At 60.3% G+C, this 17,300-nt stretch carries 16 protein-coding genes (1 of these 16 only partly in view); 3 read left to right on the top strand and 13 right to left on the bottom strand.

The window, feature by feature from the left end:
* Nucleotides 1–121: 121 nt before the first annotated feature.
* The 4 genes from fecE to POR16_RS21345 are packed head-to-tail and all read right to left on the bottom strand — an operon-like array spanning nt 122 to nt 3,793.
* Entirely contained in the window at nt 122–913 is a 792-nt protein-coding gene (gene fecE / locus POR16_RS21360; protein WP_005887323.1) for a Fe(3+) dicitrate ABC transporter ATP-binding protein FecE, read from the bottom strand.
* A gap of 4 nt (nt 914–917) precedes the next feature.
* Nucleotides 918–1,886 carry a FecCD family ABC transporter permease gene (locus tag POR16_RS21355; RefSeq protein WP_005887325.1) on the bottom strand — a complete coding sequence of 323 codons (969 nt, stop codon included), beginning with the start codon at nt 1,884–1,886 and terminating at the stop codon, nt 918–920.
* Nucleotides 1,883–2,872 carry an iron-dicitrate ABC transporter permease FecC gene (gene fecC, locus POR16_RS21350; RefSeq protein WP_042931977.1) on the bottom strand — a complete coding sequence of 330 codons (990 nt, stop codon included), beginning with the start codon at nt 2,870–2,872 and terminating at the stop codon, nt 1,883–1,885. The genes POR16_RS21355 and fecC overlap by 4 nt, the downstream gene beginning before the upstream one ends.
* Complete coding sequence (locus POR16_RS21345) at nt 2,873–3,793, bottom strand: Fe(3+) dicitrate ABC transporter substrate-binding protein FecB (RefSeq protein WP_005887328.1); 921 nt, start codon at nt 3,791–3,793, stop codon at nt 2,873–2,875.
* Between the two features lie 243 nt (nt 3,794–4,036).
* Here POR16_RS21345 and POR16_RS21340 point away from each other — a divergent pair, with 243 nt between their 5' ends.
* Nucleotides 4,037–5,125, top strand: coding sequence for a calcium:cation antiporter (locus POR16_RS21340; RefSeq protein ID WP_005887329.1), 1,089 nt, complete (start codon nt 4,037–4,039; stop codon nt 5,123–5,125).
* 110 nt (nt 5,126–5,235) lie between these two features.
* On the opposite strand, the gene POR16_RS21335 is transcribed toward POR16_RS21340, so the two are convergent.
* From POR16_RS21335 to POR16_RS21290, 9 genes are all read right to left on the bottom strand, one after another.
* The gene (locus tag POR16_RS21335) at nt 5,236–6,591 is read right to left on the bottom strand and encodes an 8-oxoguanine deaminase (protein ID WP_005887331.1); all 1,356 of its coding nucleotides are present in this window, start codon (nt 6,589–6,591) and stop codon (nt 5,236–5,238) included.
* 142 nt (nt 6,592–6,733) lie between these two features.
* Nucleotides 6,734–7,423 (bottom strand): SDR family oxidoreductase, encoded by a 690-nt coding sequence (locus POR16_RS21330; protein ID WP_005887333.1) that lies wholly within the window; start codon nt 7,421–7,423, stop codon nt 6,734–6,736.
* A gap of 280 nt (nt 7,424–7,703) precedes the next feature.
* On the bottom strand, nt 7,704–8,630 hold the full coding sequence (locus POR16_RS21320; RefSeq protein ID WP_005887336.1) for an ABC transporter permease: 927 nt from the start codon (nt 8,628–8,630) through the stop codon (nt 7,704–7,706).
* The gene (locus POR16_RS21315) at nt 8,630–9,730 is read right to left on the bottom strand and encodes an ABC transporter permease (protein ID WP_005887338.1); all 1,101 of its coding nucleotides are present in this window, start codon (nt 9,728–9,730) and stop codon (nt 8,630–8,632) included. Before POR16_RS21315 ends, POR16_RS21320 begins: the two co-directional genes overlap by 1 nt.
* An 11-nt stretch (nt 9,731–9,741) precedes the next feature.
* Entirely contained in the window at nt 9,742–11,295 is a 1,554-nt protein-coding gene (locus POR16_RS21310; RefSeq protein ID WP_005887340.1) for an ABC transporter ATP-binding protein, read from the bottom strand.
* Between the two features lie 535 nt (nt 11,296–11,830).
* A complete protein-coding gene (locus POR16_RS21305; RefSeq protein WP_005887342.1) occupies nt 11,831–12,424 on the bottom strand; it encodes an IMPACT family protein in 594 nt (197 codons plus the stop codon).
* Nucleotides 12,425–12,457: 33 nt separating this feature from the next.
* Nucleotides 12,458–13,120 carry a TetR/AcrR family transcriptional regulator gene (locus POR16_RS21300; protein ID WP_005887343.1) on the bottom strand — a complete coding sequence of 221 codons (663 nt, stop codon included), beginning with the start codon at nt 13,118–13,120 and terminating at the stop codon, nt 12,458–12,460.
* Between the two features lie 96 nt (nt 13,121–13,216).
* Nucleotides 13,217–14,632, bottom strand: coding sequence for a uracil-xanthine permease family protein (locus POR16_RS21295; protein ID WP_053480424.1), 1,416 nt, complete (start codon nt 14,630–14,632; stop codon nt 13,217–13,219).
* Between the two features lie 186 nt (nt 14,633–14,818).
* Nucleotides 14,819–15,739 (bottom strand): LysR family transcriptional regulator, encoded by a 921-nt coding sequence (locus tag POR16_RS21290; protein WP_005887345.1) that lies wholly within the window; start codon nt 15,737–15,739, stop codon nt 14,819–14,821.
* Between the two features lie 111 nt (nt 15,740–15,850).
* Between POR16_RS21290 and aptA the strand changes: the two genes are divergently transcribed.
* Nucleotides 15,851–17,197 (top strand): omega-aminotransferase AptA, encoded by a 1,347-nt coding sequence (aptA, locus tag POR16_RS21285; RefSeq protein WP_005887347.1) that lies wholly within the window; start codon nt 15,851–15,853, stop codon nt 17,195–17,197.
* Nucleotides 17,198–17,281: 84 nt separating this feature from the next.
* Nucleotides 17,282–17,300, top strand: partial view of a CoA-acylating methylmalonate-semialdehyde dehydrogenase gene (locus POR16_RS21280; RefSeq protein WP_005887350.1) — the beginning only. The gene runs 1,475 nt beyond the window's last position; only the first 19 of its 1,494 coding nucleotides appear in the window; its start codon is at nt 17,282–17,284; the stop codon falls past the right edge of the window.

The following is a 17,300-nucleotide window of genomic DNA, read 5'->3' as shown; positions in this document are numbered from 1 at the left end:
TTCTGCAAGGAGCGTGGGAGCGGACCGCGCGACGCTCCCACGGCCTTCGGGCAGAATCAAAAACAGACTTGTGTACCGTACGAAGTGCAGCGCTACGGTGCAGAATCGAGCGCCAGCGCCGTCAACTGGTGCAGCGGGTGCTGCGCTCGACAATGCACATCGGCGTGCCGGCCACCGGTTCGCGCATGATCTGCACCTGCACGTCGAACACCTGGCAGACCAGCTCGGCAGTCAACACCTCGCCCGGCGCGCCGCAGGTCACCAGACGCCCACCCTGCATGACTGCCAGATGATCGGCGTAACGGCAGGCCTGGTTGATGTCGTGAAGCACGGTAATCACGGTTTTGCCTTCGGCGCTCAGTTCGCGCATCAAATCGAGCAGCTCGACCTGATGGCTGATGTCCAGATAAGTGGTCGGCTCATCGAGCAGGACGATGGCGGCGTCCTGCGCCAGAATCATCGCCAGCCACGCCCGCTGGCGTTGCCCGCCGGAAAGATCCGACAGCGGACGCTCGGCCAGCGTATCAAGCTCCATGCGCTGCATCGCTTGATCGACGCTGTGCTGATCGGCACCGCTCAGGCGCCCCCACAAGCTGTTGTGCGGGCTGCGCCCGTAAGCGACCAGTTGGCGCACGCTGACGCCTTCCGGAATCGGCAGCACTTGCGGCAGAAACGCCACCTTGCAGGCCAGCTCTCTGGCAGACAACTGACTGTAGCCCTTGCCGTCCAGGCTCAACGTGCCCGATTGCGGTGTGAGAATGCGTGCAAAAGCCTTGAGCAGAGTGGACTTGCCGCAGCCGTTGGGGCCTATCAGTGCCGTGACCTGTCCCGCTGGCGGGCTGAACGACAGGTCCTGCACGATGCGTGCTGTGCCGTAGCCGATGTCGAGGTGCTGCGCCTTCAGAATGCTCATGGGATCAACCTTTGAATCGGGCCAGCAGCCAGAGGAAATACGGAGCGCCGATCACGGCTGTCAGAATCCCCGCCGGGATTTCACTGGGGGCGATCAGGGTGCGGCCTAGCGTATCGGCCAGCACCAGCAACAACGCGCCCAGCACCATCGATGCGGGCAGCAGGTATTGATGATGCCCGCCGACCAGACGCCGAGCCATGTGCGGGGCGACCAGCCCGACAAAACTCACCGGGCCGATGATGCCCACGCCCAGACTGGTCAGCAGCACCGCGCTGCCCATTGCCAGCCAGCGAGTCCGTTTGAGGCCGGTCCCCAGGCTTTGCGCCGCTTCATCGCCAAGCCCGATCAGGTTTAGCGGCTTGGCCAGCAGAAGGCTCAGCGGTATCAGCAGCAGAAGCGGCGTGGCCAACAGGACGTGATGCCAGTTGCGGCTCCACAAACTGCCGGTCAGGGCCAGCAGCGCCGTGTTGATGTCCAGTGGATTAGCGAGAATCAGGAATTCGGTGATGCTCGACAGTGTGACCGCAATCGCCACACCCGACAGCGCGAAACGCACGCCGGAAAACTGCACGCCGGTGTTATACAACGCCAACAGCAGTGCCCCTGCGGCGCCGCCCAGGCAGGCCACGAACGGCAGTGCGGCCACCGGCAACTGCGGCAAACTGATGATCGCGATGGTCAACGCCAGCCCTGCACCCTGGGTCACGCCAAGTATTTCCGGCGAGGCCAGCGGGTTGCGAATCACACCCTGAACGATGGCGCCTGCCAGGCCGAATGCGCAACCGGTCATGATCGCGATCAGGCCGCGCGGCAGGCGATGATTCCAGACCTCGAAGTCTTTGCTGTCGTGAGCGATCAGATGGTCGAGTACCGCGCCAGGCGTCAGCCAGGCGGTGCCGGCGCTGAGGCTCAACAATAGGGCCAGCGCCAGCAGCATGATCAGTAACAAGAGTCGTGAGCGAGGCTGGTTCACAGTGCGCGCCTCGCCAGAAACAGAAAGAACGGCGCGCCGATCAACGCAGTCACCACGCCAGCCGGGGTTTCGACGGGGAACGCCACCGCGCGGCTGATCAGGTCGGACGCCAGCACGATGGCCGCGCCCAGCCCGGCACTGACCGGGATCAGCCAACGGTAGTCATTGCCCAGCCATTGCCGGGCGATGTTGGGTGCAATCAGACCGACAAAGCCGATGGGGCCGACTGCGCACACGCTGGCGCCGACCAGCAGCAGGCTGACCACGAACACCAGCAGGCGCAAGGCGCCGATGCGCACACCGAGCGAGCGGGCGGCGTCTTCGCCGAGGTTGATCAGGTTCAGGCGCGGCGCACAGGCAATTGCCAGTACCAGACCGATCAGCGTGCAGGGCCAGAGCAGTTGCAGTTGTTCTGCTCCGACGTTGGCCAGCGAGCCTGCCAACCAGTTGAGCACGCTCTGCGCCTGGACCTCGACAAGAATCACAGTGAGGCGGGTCAGTGCTGCGCAGAGTGCTGCGACGGCGACGCCTGCCAGCACCAGTCGCCCTTGGGAGGTGGCAGGCGACCACGCGCCACCAAGGCTGAACACGGTAATCCATGCCAGCGCACCGCCGAGACAGGTCATCAGCAATGCGCCACCGGGAAACGGCAGGGCAATTAGCCCGGTGGAAAACAGCGCGAGCCCCAAGGCAGCACCTGCGGTGACGCCGAACAGTGACGGCGAGGCCAGACTGTTTCGGGTAATGCCCTGCATCAAGGCGCCGGCGACGCCCAGGCAGGCGCCGACCAGCGCAGCGCACAGCGCACGCGGTACTCGCAGTTGGGCGACGATGTAGGCAATGTTGCCGCCTTCGCGACCCTGGGTGAACAGGCCGTTCCACGCGTCGACCTGGCGGATGCTGAAGGACGACAGCGCGAACAGCGACACCCAGAAAAGTCCCAGGCAGGTCGCGGTGATCACGCCTGCCATTAGCCAACGGCGCATTTAAGGGTTCAGCACGGCCTTGCCGCCCTTGAGCACGGCAAGCGCATCGTCGGCGATCTGCTCGGAGGCCATGATCCCGCGGTTGCGCGCCCAGCTGTCGCCGTCGACTTCGGCCACCTGTTTATTACGAACTGCGCCAAGTACCTGCCACAGCGGCTGTTTGCTCCAGCTGTCGACAATGCTCGGACGACGATAATGCCCGACCAGCAACCAGGCAGGGTCCAGCGCCAACAGCTGTTCCAGGCTGACGAACTCGGTGGGCGCAGCGTTCTTGCGCACTTCCGGCACCTGCAAACCGATGGCTTGCAGCACGCTGCCTGCATAGGAGTGCGGGCCGTGAACGGAGAAGCTGTCTTCGCGGGCAACGCCGAACAACACCTTGGTATTGGCCGGAATCTGCTCGGCGACGGTTTTCAGATGCTGTTTGTTTTCCGTGATGCGTGTCTGCATCTGCGGACCTTTGCCCAGCGCCTTGCCGATCAGTTCGGCGGATTGCAGGCTGTCCTGATAATCCTCGCCACGCGACGGCAACATCAATGTCGGCGCCATGCTCGCAAGGTCGTTGTACAGCGCCTGATGACGGCCAAGGTCGGCAATGATCAGGTCAGGCTTGAGCCGCGCGATCACCTCGATATTGGGTTGCGAGCGCAGGCCTACCGACTGCCATTCGCCCACAGCTTTGCGCACGCGGGGCAGCACCCGATTGGCATCGCCATCGTCTGCAGCACCGACTGGCGTCACGCCGACCGAAGCCAGCCCGTCGAGAAACGAAAACTCCAGCACTACCACGCGTTGCGGGGTGTCTGGCAGATGGACCTTGTGCTGGCCGTCATCGATGTCGATAGGCGTTGCCTGAGCGGCGCTCGCCATCAGGGTCAGCAGGCCGCAAGCCACCAGATGCGGAAGTCGAAAAGCACGCATGGCGTATGTCCTTTCTAGCAGAAGCAGAATCGTGAAAACGGGCGCGCCATAAAGGCCACGAAGAAAATGGCGGGCACTATTTCACATCGTGGCGGCGGGATCAAAAGTCATTTACGCATGAGTGCAGTTCGCATTCTGGCTATTTTATGAAACCTTTTGTCACACAAGCTACTCTCAGACGCTTCACTGTTGGCCACCTTCATGTACATCCGCGGCGATGTCGCAAGGTTCGGGGTATAAAAAATGGGCGCATTGCTCAAGCAAGAAAAGTTTCTGCTGCTGGCGATCATCGCCACGTTCGTGGCCTATCCGCTGGAGCACGTGCTGCTGGGCAACGGCCAGGTCGTCGCGCTGGTGTCCGGTCTGGCACTGGTAGGGTTTATCGTCTGCGCCTCGATGCGCGTTGCGCACCACGCAGAGATGCTTGCTGAAAAAGTCGGTGATCCCTATGGCACGATGATCCTCACCCTGTCGGCGGTGCTTGTCGAAGTGGTGATTCTGGCGATCATGATGAGCAACGAGCCATCGCCGACGCTGGTGCGCGACACGATCTACTCGGCTGTGATGCTCGACATCAACGGCATTCTCGGCCTGGCGGCCCTCATGGGCGGCATCAAGCATGGCGAGCAGTCATATAACGATGACTCGGCGCGCACTTACAGCGTGATGATCCTGACTGCGATGGGCGTCTCGATGGTGGTGCCCGAGTTCATTCCCGAGGGCGACTGGAAGATCTACTCGGCGTTCACCATCGGCGCGATGGTTCTGCTTTATACCCTGTTCCTGCGCATGCAGGTCGGGCCGCACAGCTACTTCTTCAGCTACAGCTACCCGGAAAAGAAAAAGCGTCAGGGTCAGGCCGAGGAGCATGAGTCGGTCAACCTGACCCGCTCCATCGCCACCCTGGTGACGGGCGTTGTGGTGATCGGCGCATTGGCGGAAGTCATGTCCAAGACTGTTGACCTCGGTCTGGAAGGTACGGGCGCGCCGCCGGTCATGACTGCGATTCTGGTCGCCGCCATTTCCGCTGCCCCTGAGATCCTGACCGCTTTGCGTGCGGCCCTGGCCAACCGCATGCAGTCAGTGGTCAACATTGCTTTGGGCGCCTCGCTGTCCACGGTGATCCTGACCGTTCCGGTCATGGAGGCGATGGCGCTTTACAGTGGCCAGCCGTTCCAGATGGCAATGACGCCGGTGCAGACTGTGATGATCTTCATCACCCTGCTGGTGTCCGCCATCAACCTGAACGACGGCGAAACCAACGCCATCGAAGGCATGACTCACTTCGTGCTGTTTGCGACATTCATCATGCTGTCGTGTCTGGGGCTTTAGGGCTCATTACCTATCGTGCCCACGCTCTGCGTCGCAAGAGGACGCAGAGCGTCCTGAACGGCATGCCCACGCGGAGCATAGGCACAATAGGTAGAGTTGGTTCCGTATGCTCAGCCCTGAATCAGCTCCCGCGCTGCCTGGCGGTGATCGGCAATCAGTTGACTGATGTCCAGCCCTTCAATCTGGCCATCGATCACCCGCCACTGACCTGCGACCATCACCCGATCCGCACGATCCGCGCCGCACAACAGCAGTGCCGCCAGCGGATCGTGGCTACCGGAAAAGCGCAGTTCGTCCAGCTTGAACAGGGCCAGATCGGCCTGTTTGCCCACTGCCAACTCACCGATATCGGCGCGTCCCAGTAACTGCGCCGAGCCCTTGGTTGCCCAACCGAGGACGAGTTGCGGGGTGATTTTCTCGGCGCCGTAGCGCAGGCGTTGCAGATAAAGCGCCTGGCGGGCTTCGAGCATCATGTTTGACGCATCGTTGGACGCTGAACCATCGACGCCAAGCCCCAACGGCGCGCCTGCAGCAATCAGCTCCAGTGTCGGGCAAATACCGGAAGCCAGGCGCATGTTCGAGCTGGGGCAGTGACAGACGCCGGTGCCTGCTGCGCCCAGGCGAGAGATTTCAGCAGGGTTGAAGTGGATGCCGTGGGCCAGCCAGGTACGCGGGCCGAGCCAGCCGACGCTGTCCAGATAGTCCACGGTGCGCAGGCCGAAGCGTTGCAGGCAGAAGTCTTCCTCATCAAGGGTTTCGGCCAGATGGGTGTGCAGCCGCACATCGAGCTTCTCGGCCATCGCGGCGCTTTCAGCCATGATCTGTGGTGTTACCGAGAAGGGCGAGCAGGGCGCCAGGGCTATCTGGATCTGCGCGCCGTCGCCACGTTCGTGCCAGGTTTCGATCAAGCGCTGGCTGTCGGCCAGAATCACTTCGCCCTGCTGCACCGTCTGCTGGGGCGGCAAACCACCTTCCGCTTCGCCCAGGCTCATCGAACCGCGTGTCAGCATCGCGCGCATGCCCAGCTCACGCACGCTCTGCACCTGCACATCAATGGCGTGCTCCAACCCGTCGGGGAACAGATAGTGATGGTCGGCAGCCGTGGTGCAACCCGACAGCAGCAGCTCTGCCAGAGCAACCTTGCTGGCGACGGCCAGCTTTTCAGGCGTCAGGCGCGCCCACACCGGATACAGAGTCTTGAGCCATGGGAACAATGGCTGATTGACTACCGGCGCCCAGGCGCGCGTCAGGGTTTGATAGAAATGATGATGGGTGTTGATCAGCCCCGGCAGCAGCACATGTTCGCGTGCATCGAAAGTTTGCGCGCAGGGCCTTGAGGGCTGCTGCCCGGCGGCCAGCATTTCAGTGATGACACCACCCTCGATGACGAGGCCCCCACGGGCGTCCAGATCATTGGCGGTGAATACGGCGAGTGGGTTTTTCAACCAGATACGGGTCGCGGGCATGGGCCGGCTCCTCTGAAAAGGGTTCAGGGTTAGCCAGCTCAGTGTTGCCCTGTCTGCTGATCCAGGGTTGCCAGAGGCATACAGCCCCCGGCAAGGTCGGCGAGTCTATCGGCGGGATTGATTGCTGATCAACACCTGTTGATCACCAGGCAATGGTATTGCCCTGATAATCGACGAAGTGATGACCACCTTTGCCCGCATACGCATTGAGCTGCTCGACCAGCCCGGTGGTGCTGGTCAGCACATCGATGGCAGCGTTTTCACCGCCCATGTCAGTCTTGACCCAACCCGGATGCATCGACAGCACAGTAGGGCGGTTTTCGCCCAGCTCGGTGACAAAGGTGTTAGTCATTGAGTTGAGCGCCGCCTTGCTGGCCTTGTACAACGCCAGGTTCGCGCCATCCGGGCACTTCACGCTGCCCAGCCATGAACTCATGAACGCAAGCACACCCGTTTCAGGACGGATCTGATCGACGAAACGCTCGGCCAGACGAATAGGCGCAACCGCATTGGTCAGAAACAGTTGCCCAAGTTCAGCTGCGGTCGACTTCGCTGCGCTTTGATGTTCCGCGCCTGTGATCCCTGCATTGACGAACAGCACGTCGAACACCTCGCCTCGCAGCTTCTGGACCAGCACTTCAAGCGACGCGATTTCGTCGAGGTCTACGGCTTCGATGCGGACGCCCGCGACTTTTTTCAGGTTTTCGGCGTTTTGCGGATCACGAACGGTGGCGGTGACTTTCCAGCCCTGTTCGGTCAACCGCTCAACCAGCCCGAGCCCCAGGCCTCGCGAGGCGCCGATGACAAGAGCGGTTTTTTGGGTAGTGGTCATGAATGACTCCTTGGCAGATTGAGAGACAGACTCCATGGCAGCGCCAGCAAGACCTCTCGAAAGTTCGACCTTGCAGCGTACTCCTGCCTATGAAGTGTTGGAATCTCTGTCAGCCTAAAACGTTCAGGGGGAATGATCTGGACGCTCGGACATCTCGTTCCTCACGCTCCGCGTGGGAATGCGTTGTTTGACGCTCTGTGTCACAGATCTGCGCCGCACCGCACCGCCAGGATCGGACGCGGAGCGTCGCACGGTAGTCAAAGCTTGCAGTTGAACCCCATCAATGCCCCGCTCGCCACGGCTGCCCCAGTGACACCGGCGCATAGAGCCGGGTGCGCAGCGCATCGCGGGAGAGCAGGACCAGGACGACGATGGTTGCCACGTAAGGCAGCATCGCCAGAAGGTTGGACGGGATGGCCAGGCCGATGCCTTGCGCCACCAGGTGCAGGATGCTGGCGAGGCCGAACAGGTAGGCGCCAAGCAGCAGGCGCCAGACACGCCAGCTGGCGAAAACCACCAGGGCCAGGGCGATCCAGCCACGTCCGGCACTCATGTTTTCTGCCCACATTGGCGTGTACGCCAGCGACAGGTAAGCCCCTGCCAGACCAGCCATTGCGCCGCCGAACAGGACCGCCAAGGTGCGCACCCGCAACACCGGCAGCCCCATTGCGCTGGCGGCGTCCGGGTTTTCGCCGACCGCCTGGATGATCAGCCCGACGCGGCTTTTCAGCAGCGCCCATGCCACCAGCGCAAACAGCGCAAAAGACAGGTAGACGAGCAAATCCTGGGCAAACAGCATGCGGCCGATCAGCGGGATATCGCTCAGGAAGGGAATCGCGACCGGCTCGAAGCCACTTAGTGGTTTGCCGACCCAGGCCGCGCCGACGAAGCTTGAAAGGCCGACACCAAAAATGGTCAGCGCCAGCCCGGTCGCCACCTGATTGGCGTTGAATACCAGCGCGACCACGGCAAACAAGGCGGACAGCAGCATGCCCGCCAGCATTGCCAGCAACACGCCCAGCCACAGATTGCCAGTGCTCAGCGCGACGATGAAACCGGTCACCGCGCCGAACAGCATCATGCCTTCCTGGCCCAGGTTGATGACGCCGCTTTTCTCGCAAATCAGTTCGCCCAGCGCAACCAGCAGCAACGGTGTACCGCAACGGACCATGGCGTAGAAAATGTTGCTCAGCAGGTCGATATCCATCATGCGGCTCCTGTGACAGGTGTCATCTGGCGCTTGGCCCAGCGTTGCTTCAAGCGGGGGCGGTAAAGAATCAGCACGTCGCAGGCGAGCAGGAAGAACAGCATCATCCCTTGAAACAACTGAGTGATTGCGAGGGGCAGGTTCAAGGTCATCTGCGCGTTTTCTCCGCCCAGGTAGAGCAGGGCGATAAGCAGGCTGGAGAACAGAATGCCGATGGGGTTGAGTCGGCCAAGAAAGGCCACGGTAATTGCGGCGTAGCCATACCCCGGGGAAACCTGCGGCACCAGTTGGCCGATGGGGCCGGTGACCTCCGAAACACCCGCCAGCCCGGCCAGCCCACCGCTGATCAACAGCGCCAGCCAGACCAGTTGCTTCTCGCGAAAGCCGACGAACCCGGCTGCGCGTTTATCCAGCCCCAGCACTTTGATCTGGAAGCCGACAAAGCTGCGCTGCAGCAGGACCCAGACCGCGACCAGCGCCAGCAGGGCGAAATACACGCCGATGTGCGCACGACCCTCGTCCATCAGCAGCGGCAACCGGCTGGCGTCGCCGAAGGTCGCGGACTCCGGGAAGTTCATGCCTGCCGGGTCCTTGAGCGGCCCGTGTACGAAGTACAGCAGCAAGTTCAGCGCAATGTAATTGAGCATGATGCTGGTCAGGATTTCGTTGGCATTGAAGTGAGTGCGCAGCCACGCCGTTACGCCAGCCCAGGCCGCGCCTGCCAGGGTTCCCGCCAGGAGTACCATCACCAACGCCCAGCGACTTTCCATCTCGATGATATTCACTGCTACCGCACTGCCCGCCAGCGCGCCGAGCAGCAACTGGCCTTCAGCGCCGATGTTCCAGATACGGGCCTGGTAGGCGACTGCCAGCCCCAGCGCGCAAAGCAGAATCGGCAGCGTCTTGACCATCAGTTCCGACAGGCCATACAGATCGCTGACCGGTGCGATCAGCAGGGTGTGCAGCGTCACCAAGGGGTCGAGTCCCAGGCCGATGAACAACAGCGAACCACAGACCAGTGTCAGGACGGCTGCGAGCAGCGGAGAGCACCACAGCATGGCGCGTGATTCCTGACCGCGCGGTTCCAGAGAAAGCAGCATGTTTTGCTCCGTTAACCAGGCATGTGGGCCCGGGGTTGAGAATGTTCGAACTGTCCCGCCATCCATCCACCGATCTGCACGGCGCTGGTTTGTTGCGTCGGGATCAGGTCGGAAAGCTGACCTCCGCTCAGCGCGGCAAGTCGGTCGCTGATCTGGAACAGTTCGTCGAGGTCTTCGGAAATCACCAGAATCGCAGCGCCGGCATCACGCAAGGCAATCAGCGCCCGGTGAATGGCTGCTGCTGCGCCGACATCCACGCCCCAGGTCGGGTGTGCGGCAATCAGCAGTTTCGGGCTTTGCAGGATTTCCCGGCCGAGAATGAATTTCTGCAGATTGCCGCCCGACAGGCTGCGCGCGGCAGCCTGAGCATCGGGCGTCTTGACCGCGAAGCGGCGAATGATGTCATCGGCCAGTGCGCGAACCTTGCCGCGCTGAATAAGGCCCTTGCTTACCAAGCCTTGCTGGAAGGCAGTCAGCAGGGCGTTATCGGCCAGACTCAACTCCGGCACTGCGCCATGTCCCAGCCGTTCGGCAGGCACAAATGCCAGGCCGCGCTTGCGTCGCGCCTCAGGGCGCAAATGGCCGACCGGCGTGTCTTCGAAGCGCAGGGTTGCCGCCTGCGGGTGAGGCAGCGTCTGCTCGCCGCTCAACAGCGCGAGCAATTCATCCTGACCGTTGCCTGCCACACCCGCGATACCGACGATTTCGCCGCTGCGCACGTCCAGGCTGAGATTCTTCAATGAGCAACCGAAAGGATCAGGGTTGTGCCATGACAATCCGCCGACCCGCAGAAACGCAGTGCCGCCGCTGACCTTCTGGTACTGCGCGGTCAAGCCCTCGGCATCACCGACCATCATCCTTGCCAATGCCAGGTCCGAACATTCAGCCGGGACGCAGTGCCCGGAGACCCTGCCGTTGCGCAACACCGTTGCGCTGTGGCAGAGCGCCCGGACTTCGCCCAGTTTGTGACTGATGAACAAAATACTGCAGCCTTCCTCGGCCAGGCGTCTGAGGGTGACGAATAGCTCTTCGGCTTCCTGAGGTGTGAGCACCGAGGTAGGTTCGTCGAGAATCAACAGGCGAATGTCCTGCATAAGGCAGCGAATGATCTCGACTTTTTGCCGTTCACCAATCGACAGGCTGTGAACCAGACGCTGCGGTTCCAAGGCCATGCCATAGCGTTGCGAGACCTCACGAATGCGCGGTTCCAGTTGTTTTGGCGTGCCGGCGGCAGCACCCATCGCCAGCGCAATGTTCTGCGCAACGCTCAGGGTCTCGAATAGCGAGAAATGCTGGAACACCATGCCGATCCCCAGGCTTCTGGCCTGGGCCGGGTTGCGCATGACCTGCGCGTTGCCTTGCCAGATGATCGACCCTGCATCCGGTTGAGTGACGCCATAAATGATCTTCATCAGCGTGCTTTTGCCCGCGCCGTTTTCACCCAGCAAGGCGTGAATCTCGCCGGGCTGAATGGTCAGGTCGATAGCATCGTTGGCCAGGCAGCCGGGATACCGTTTAGTGATGTGGCGCAGTTGCAGACGCGCAGGTATCGCATGGTTTGACATGAAGGGCTCTGGGCAAAAAAGAGGGTCGCCTGTGGATAAAGCAAAATCCTGGCCAAGGGGTCAGGATTCAAATGCGCCGCTCTGAATAGGGGCAAATAGGAGCGTTAGCCATGAATTATCGACTTTGGCTGGCACTTACCAGACTGTTCAGGCACCAGATCGGGGCGTACCTGCGTTAGCGAAGTCCGAATTTGGCTCATTGAGTTGAGCAGAAAATGTACAGCAAGCGTTGGAGGCGGTGCGATGAACCATTGCGCAGATCTTGCACCTGTTATCCACAGGTTACTCCACAGTTCCTGTGCGCAACCTGCCTGGCGCAGCATAACGCTGCGCTGACTAGCGCCCAAAGGTGCTAAGGCGCGCTAAGCGGCTGTTTTTTCGCTGTTTTCAGGCGCGAGAACGTAAATTGTTCAAAAAATGATCATTCGCCTGAAGCGCCCGGCCCACAAGGCTTGCGATGGACTGTGCTCAGCTTATCCACAGTCGGATGCACAGTAGATGTGGGCAATTACGAGAACCAGGCGGATGCGCGTATTCAGTTGTCCACAGACGGCTGCAGGAGAATTCTGCCGCGGCTCAGATCAGCCAGTTGTTGTTGCAAAACGTCGAGATGCTCCGGGCCGACAGCAATTGCCATCTGCACGCCGTTGGCGGTGAAAACCTCATGGGTCACGAGGCCGTTCAGCTCCGCGAGGCGTAGTTTGACCAGCGCGAGTTCACTAAAGCTGCATTCCAGAGCAAACGACGAACGCTGAACCAGCGGCAGGCGCTCGGCCTGCTGCAAGCACTTGTTGGCGCCGCCGCCGTAAGCACGAGCCAAGCCCCCGGTGCCCAGCTGGATGCCGCCGTACCAGCGAATCACTAGCACCACCACCTGATCGAATTCCTGTGCCTCGATGGCTGCAAGAATCGGTCTTCCTGCCGTACCGCCCGGCTCGCCGTCGTCATTGCTGCGGTACTGAGCGCCCAGTTTCCAGGCCCAGCAATTGTGGGTCGCGTTCAGGTCGCTGTGCTGCTCGATGAACGCCTGAGCATCGGCAGGGTTGTCGATGGGCGCTGCGAGGGTGATGAAGCGGCTCTTGCGGATTTCTTCACGAAACTCGCAAGGGCCGAGGAGGGTATAAGGCATGCGGGTGTCCTTGCTGGCGGCAAGGTGCGGATTCTACAAGGCCGGCGGTGTCAGCCCGCAACCTTTGAGGATGATCCGGATCAGATTATCGCTGGCTTGCGTCATGTCCTGGCGTGTCAAACGGCTGCGGCCGGTCACACGGCAGATCTGGGTCGCGAAGTCGGCGTAATGTTGGGTGCTGCCCCACACGAGAAATATCAGGTGGACCGGGTCGACCGGGTCCATCTTTTGCGCGTCTATCCAGGCTTGAAAAACCGCTGCCCGGCCCTGAAACCACAGGCGATAGTCCTGATTGAAGTATTCAGTCATACATTCACCGCCGCTGATGATTTCCATCGCGAAGATGCGAGAGGCCTGGGGCTGACGACGTGAGAACTCCATCTTGGCGCGAATGTAGCCGGCCAGTGCTTCGGCGGGGTCGTCGTCGACGCTGAGGTTGTTGAAGGTGCTGTCCCATAGTTCGATGATGTTGCTCAGTACCGCGACATAAAGGCCGAGCTTGTTCGTGAAGTAGTAATGCAGATTGGCTTTTGGCAGTCCGGCTTTCAGCGCGATGGCATTCATGCTGGTGCCCTTGAAGCCATGACGGGCAAATTCATCTTCGGCCGCCTGGATGATCGCGTCCTCGTTCTTCTGACGAATTCGGCTGGCAGGCTTGGAGACGTGAGCGCTGTGTGCTGGGACTTCGAGGGTCATAAGCAATTCCGGACAGGTCATGGGGGCACTACGAGTGAACAGATAACTCACCGGCGGCTATCCCGCAAGCGCCGGTGCAAGTGCAATTGTCGAAAGTTAAAGTGGCTGCTCGAGGTGCTTGGGTTCCGGCACCTTGTCGGATTGGACTGCGGCGACTTTACCCTCTGGAATCAGCAAGCACATGACAATCGCAGTGATGCCGCCACTGGTGATCGCCGAATCGAACAGGTTCTGAATCAACTGCGGCATTTGATGCAGCAGCGAAGGTTGCGCCGCGATGCCAAGACCAACGCCAAACGAGGTCGCAATGATCAGCATGCTGCGCCGGTCCAGTGGCGACTGAGCCAGAATCCTCACGCCTGCCGCCGCAACGCTGCCGAACATCACCAGCGTCGCGCCACCCAATACCGGCTTGGGGATCTGCTGGACGACGGCGCCAATGTGCGGAAACAGCCCAAGGATGAAAAGCACCGCGCCGATGTACAAACCGACATAGCGGCTGGCGACGCCGGTCAACTGGATCACGCCGTTGTTCTGCGCGAACGTGGTATTGGGGAACGCGCTGAACGTAGCGGCAATCATGCAGCTCACCCCATCGCCCAGCACTCCGCCCTTGAGGCGCGCCAGGTAACCCGGGCCGCTGATCGGTTGTCGTGCGAGCATGCAATTGGCGGTGAGGTCGCCGACTGTTTCGATGCTGCTGATCAGATAAATCAGCGCGATAGGCAGGAAAGCGCTCCAGTCGAAGCTGAAACCGAATCGGAACGGCAACGGTACGCTGATCAACGGCAGGTCATGAATAGGCTGGAGCACCAGCTTGCCGCTGAACCAGGCGGCAAGACTGCCAATGGCCAGGCCGATGATGATCGCCGACAAGCGTACCCAAGGGGTATTCGAACGGTTGAGCAGGATGATCACCGCCAGTACGAATACACCCAGCGCCAGATTCAGCGGTGCACCGAAATCCGGTGCGTTGAAGCCCCCCCCCAGATCGGTCACACCGACTTTTATCAGGCTAACGCCAATCAGCGTGATCACGATGCCGGTCACCAGCGGCGTTATCACGCGGCGTAGCTGGCCGATACAACGGCTCAGGATTATCTGTACCAACGCGCCGAAAAAGCACACGCCGAAGATCATCGCCATGATGTCCTCCGGGCTGCCACCGCGCTGCTTGACCAGAAAGCCTGCTGAAAGCACGGCCCCCAGAAAAGCGAAACTGGTGCCTTGCAGGCAGATCATTCCGGCCCCAATACCAAACGGGCGACGTGCCTGAATGAACGTGCCAGTGCCTGACACCATCAAGGCCATGCTGATCAGATAGGGCAGGTATTCGGTCAGTCCCAGTGTCGAGCCGATAATCAACGGCGGTGTGATGATGCCGACGAAGCTGGCGAGTACATGCTGAAGCGCTGCCAATAGGGCGGTCAGCGGTTTTGGTCGGTCGTTCAAGCCGTAGATCAGGTCGTTATTGTCACAATCTTCAACGCGTTCAGGAGTGTCAGGCTGCATGGCGAGGTCTCGGAATGGGAAATGCCACTGGCTGGCGTGTCACTTTTTCCTGATGTTGCAAAAAGCTGTCCACCCACTCAGGTTATTGTTGCGAAAGTCGGTGTATTGCCAGATATATCAGCCTGATAGCGTTTTTACGGGTGCCCGCGATTCAGACGAATCAATCCGGTGTCTGGCAGAAATGTGTCATCGGGTAGCAGCCAGTGCTTCCAGAAAGCTTTCCAGCACCAAATGAGGGCGTCGGCCCTTGCGCGTTACCGTGACAAGGTTGAGGTCATAAAACTTCGAGTCAGGTTTCAACGCACGTAGCCTGCCTTCCTGTACCCAGGCGTTGGCGTAATGATCCGGCAGGTAACCGATGTAGCGCCCGGTCAGAAGAAGAAACGCAATGCCCTCACGGTCGGAGGCGCTGGCCGTGCAGGTGAGCGCTTTGTAATGATCCTGAATGTCGTGGGGCAGGCGGAAGGTAGGAGTGATCGCTTCCTGCTGTGCAAGGCGATCGTCATCCAGCGTCGAATTGTCGGCGTAAAAAAGCGGGTGACCGACTGCGCAGTAAAGCAGTGAGCGCTCGCTGTACAGCGCGTGATATTCCAGCCCCCGCAACGCGCTGGCCTGGGGAACGACACCCACATGCAGGCCGCCGTCGAGAACGCCCTGTTCCACTTCGGCGGGGGCAACCATGCGGATATTGATATGCACGCCTGGGCCGCGCTCCTTGAGCCTGGCCAGTGCATGGGTGATGCGCATGTGGGGGAGGGTGACCAGGTTGTCGGTCAGGCCGATGTTCAACTCACCGCGCAAATTTTGATGCAGACCGTTGACTTCGGTCCTGAAGCTTTCCAGTGCGCTGAGCAACTGCAGCGATGATTGGTAGACCTCGCGGCCTTCATCGGTAAGCGAAAAACCGGCCCGCCCTCGCTGACACAAACGCAGGCCGAGGCGCTGCTCCAGGTCGCTCATCTGTTGGCTGATGGCGGACCGGCCAATACCCAGCGCACTTTCGGCAGCCGAAAAGCCGCCTGCTTCGACCACACTCTTGAAGAGGCGCAGCAAGCGGATATCAAAATCACTGACTTGCGCCAACGGATCGGAACGGCGAAGGCTCATTGTTTAGTAAATGCCTAACTAAAGATCGTGAAAATCATGTTTCACCAACTTTAGTCCCGTGGCACCTTGGCTGCAATCACTGTTCGTCTACGTGCCTGCGAGGCTCGCTCCATGAATATGTTTGAATCGTCAGAAGTGCCAGTCACCAGCCAGCTGAAGCTCGATGCTCACTGGATGCCTTACACCGCGAATCGTAATTTCCACAGCGACCCACGCATGATCGTCGCCGCGCACGGCAGTTATCTGACAGACGACAAGGGGCGCAAGATCTACGATGGCCTTTCCGGTCTCTGGACCTGCGGCGCGGGGCATACTCGCAAGGAAATTCAAGACGCTGTGTCGCGGCAACTGGGCATCCTGGATTACTCACCCGGCTTTCAGTTCGGGCACCCCCTGTCATTCGAGCTGGCGGAAAAGATCACCGAGTTGACGCCGGGCAATCTCAATCACGTCTTCTATACCAACTCTGGCTCCGAATGTGCGGACACAGCGGTGAAGATGGTGCGCGCCTACTGGCGGCTGAAAGGCCAGGCCAGCAAGACCAAAATGATCGGCCGCGCGCGTGGTTATCATGGCGTGAATGTAGCCGGCACCAGCCTGGGCGGCGTCAATGGTAATCGCAAAATGTTCGGTCAGTTGATGGACGTCGATCACCTGCCGCACACCTTGCTGGCCAGCAATGCTTTCTCCAGGGGTATGCCCGAGGCCGGCGGTATCGCGCTGGCCGACGAGATGCTCAAACTGATCGAACTGCACGATGCATCGAATATTGCGGCGGTGATCGTGGAGCCGATGTCAGGTTCGGCGGGTGTGATTGTTCCGCCACAAGGCTACCTCAAGCGTTTGCGCGAAATTTGCGATCAGCACAACATCCTGCTGATCTTCGACGAAGTCATTACCGGCTTCGGTCGTACTGGCTCGATGTTCGGCGCCGACAGTTTCGGCGTGACTCCGGACCTGATGTGCATCGCCAAGCAGATCACCAATGGCGCCATTCCGATGGGCGCTGTTATAGCCAGCAGCGAGATCTATCAGACCTTCATGAATCAGCCCACGCCGGACTATGCCGTCGAGTTTCCGCATGGTTACACCTATTCGGCACATCCGGTGGCATGCGCGGCGGGGTTGGCTGCGTTGGAGCTGTTGCAGCGTGAACACTTGGTGCAGCAGGTTGCAGACATTGCGCCGCATTTTGAAAGCGCGTTGCACGGTATCAAGGGCGCGAAGAATGTCGTCGATATTCGTAATTACGGGCTGGCAGGGGCTATCCAGATTGCACCCCGCGACGGGGATGCAATCGTGCGGCCTTTCGAGGCTGGCATGAAACTGTGGAAAGCAGGTTTCTATGTGCGCTTCGGCGGCGACACTCTGCAGTTCGGCCCGACCTTCAATAGTAAGGCGCAAGACCTCGATCGCATGTTCGACGCCGTGGGCGAGGTATTGAACCAGCTTGATTGATCACGCTGGCAGTCTTCTCGCACAGGTACTTTTTCCTGTCAGGGGTGAATAGATTTGCGCCTGACGCCGTTTTCTGGAGTTTTCATGAGCAACATTCAGCACT

The organism is Pseudomonas coronafaciens pv. oryzae str. 1_6 (assembly GCF_000156995.2).
In the GTDB taxonomy this organism is placed as follows: Bacteria; Pseudomonadota; Gammaproteobacteria; order Pseudomonadales; family Pseudomonadaceae; genus Aquipseudomonas; species Aquipseudomonas tremae.
Note: the sequence above shows the minus strand (reverse complement) of the source record. Positions and strands in the feature narration are given on the sequence as shown.

What these genes read in the sequence shown, in the direction of transcription:
- fecE (WP_005887323.1), bottom strand. Translation starts at nt 913, where the DNA reads ATGAGCATTCTGAAGGCGCAGCACCTCGACATCGGCTACGGCACAGCA.
- fecC (WP_042931977.1), bottom strand. Translation starts at nt 2,872, where the DNA reads ATGCGCCGTTGGCTAATGGCAGGCGTGATCACCGCGACCTGCCTGGGA.
- POR16_RS21345 (WP_005887328.1), bottom strand. Translation starts at nt 3,793, where the DNA reads ATGCGTGCTTTTCGACTTCCGCATCTGGTGGCTTGCGGCCTGCTGACC.
- POR16_RS21340 (WP_005887329.1), top strand. Translation starts at nt 4,037, where the DNA reads ATGGGCGCATTGCTCAAGCAAGAAAAGTTTCTGCTGCTGGCGATCATC.
- POR16_RS21335 (WP_005887331.1), bottom strand. Translation starts at nt 6,591, where the DNA reads ATGCCCGCGACCCGTATCTGGTTGAAAAACCCACTCGCCGTATTCACC.
- POR16_RS21330 (WP_005887333.1), bottom strand. Translation starts at nt 7,423, where the DNA reads ATGACCACTACCCAAAAAACCGCTCTTGTCATCGGCGCCTCGCGAGGC.
- POR16_RS21320 (WP_005887336.1), bottom strand. Translation starts at nt 8,630, where the DNA reads ATGGATATCGACCTGCTGAGCAACATTTTCTACGCCATGGTCCGTTGC.
- POR16_RS21315 (WP_005887338.1), bottom strand. Translation starts at nt 9,730, where the DNA reads ATGCTGCTTTCTCTGGAACCGCGCGGTCAGGAATCACGCGCCATGCTG.
- POR16_RS21310 (WP_005887340.1), bottom strand. Translation starts at nt 11,295, where the DNA reads ATGTCAAACCATGCGATACCTGCGCGTCTGCAACTGCGCCACATCACT.
- POR16_RS21305 (WP_005887342.1), bottom strand. Translation starts at nt 12,424, where the DNA reads ATGCCTTATACCCTCCTCGGCCCTTGCGAGTTTCGTGAAGAAATCCGC.
- POR16_RS21300 (WP_005887343.1), bottom strand. Translation starts at nt 13,120, where the DNA reads ATGACCCTCGAAGTCCCAGCACACAGCGCTCACGTCTCCAAGCCTGCC.
- POR16_RS21295 (WP_053480424.1), bottom strand. Translation starts at nt 14,632, where the DNA reads ATGCAGCCTGACACTCCTGAACGCGTTGAAGATTGTGACAATAACGAC.
- POR16_RS21290 (WP_005887345.1), bottom strand. Translation starts at nt 15,739, where the DNA reads ATGAGCCTTCGCCGTTCCGATCCGTTGGCGCAAGTCAGTGATTTTGAT.
- aptA (WP_005887347.1), top strand. Translation starts at nt 15,851, where the DNA reads ATGAATATGTTTGAATCGTCAGAAGTGCCAGTCACCAGCCAGCTGAAG.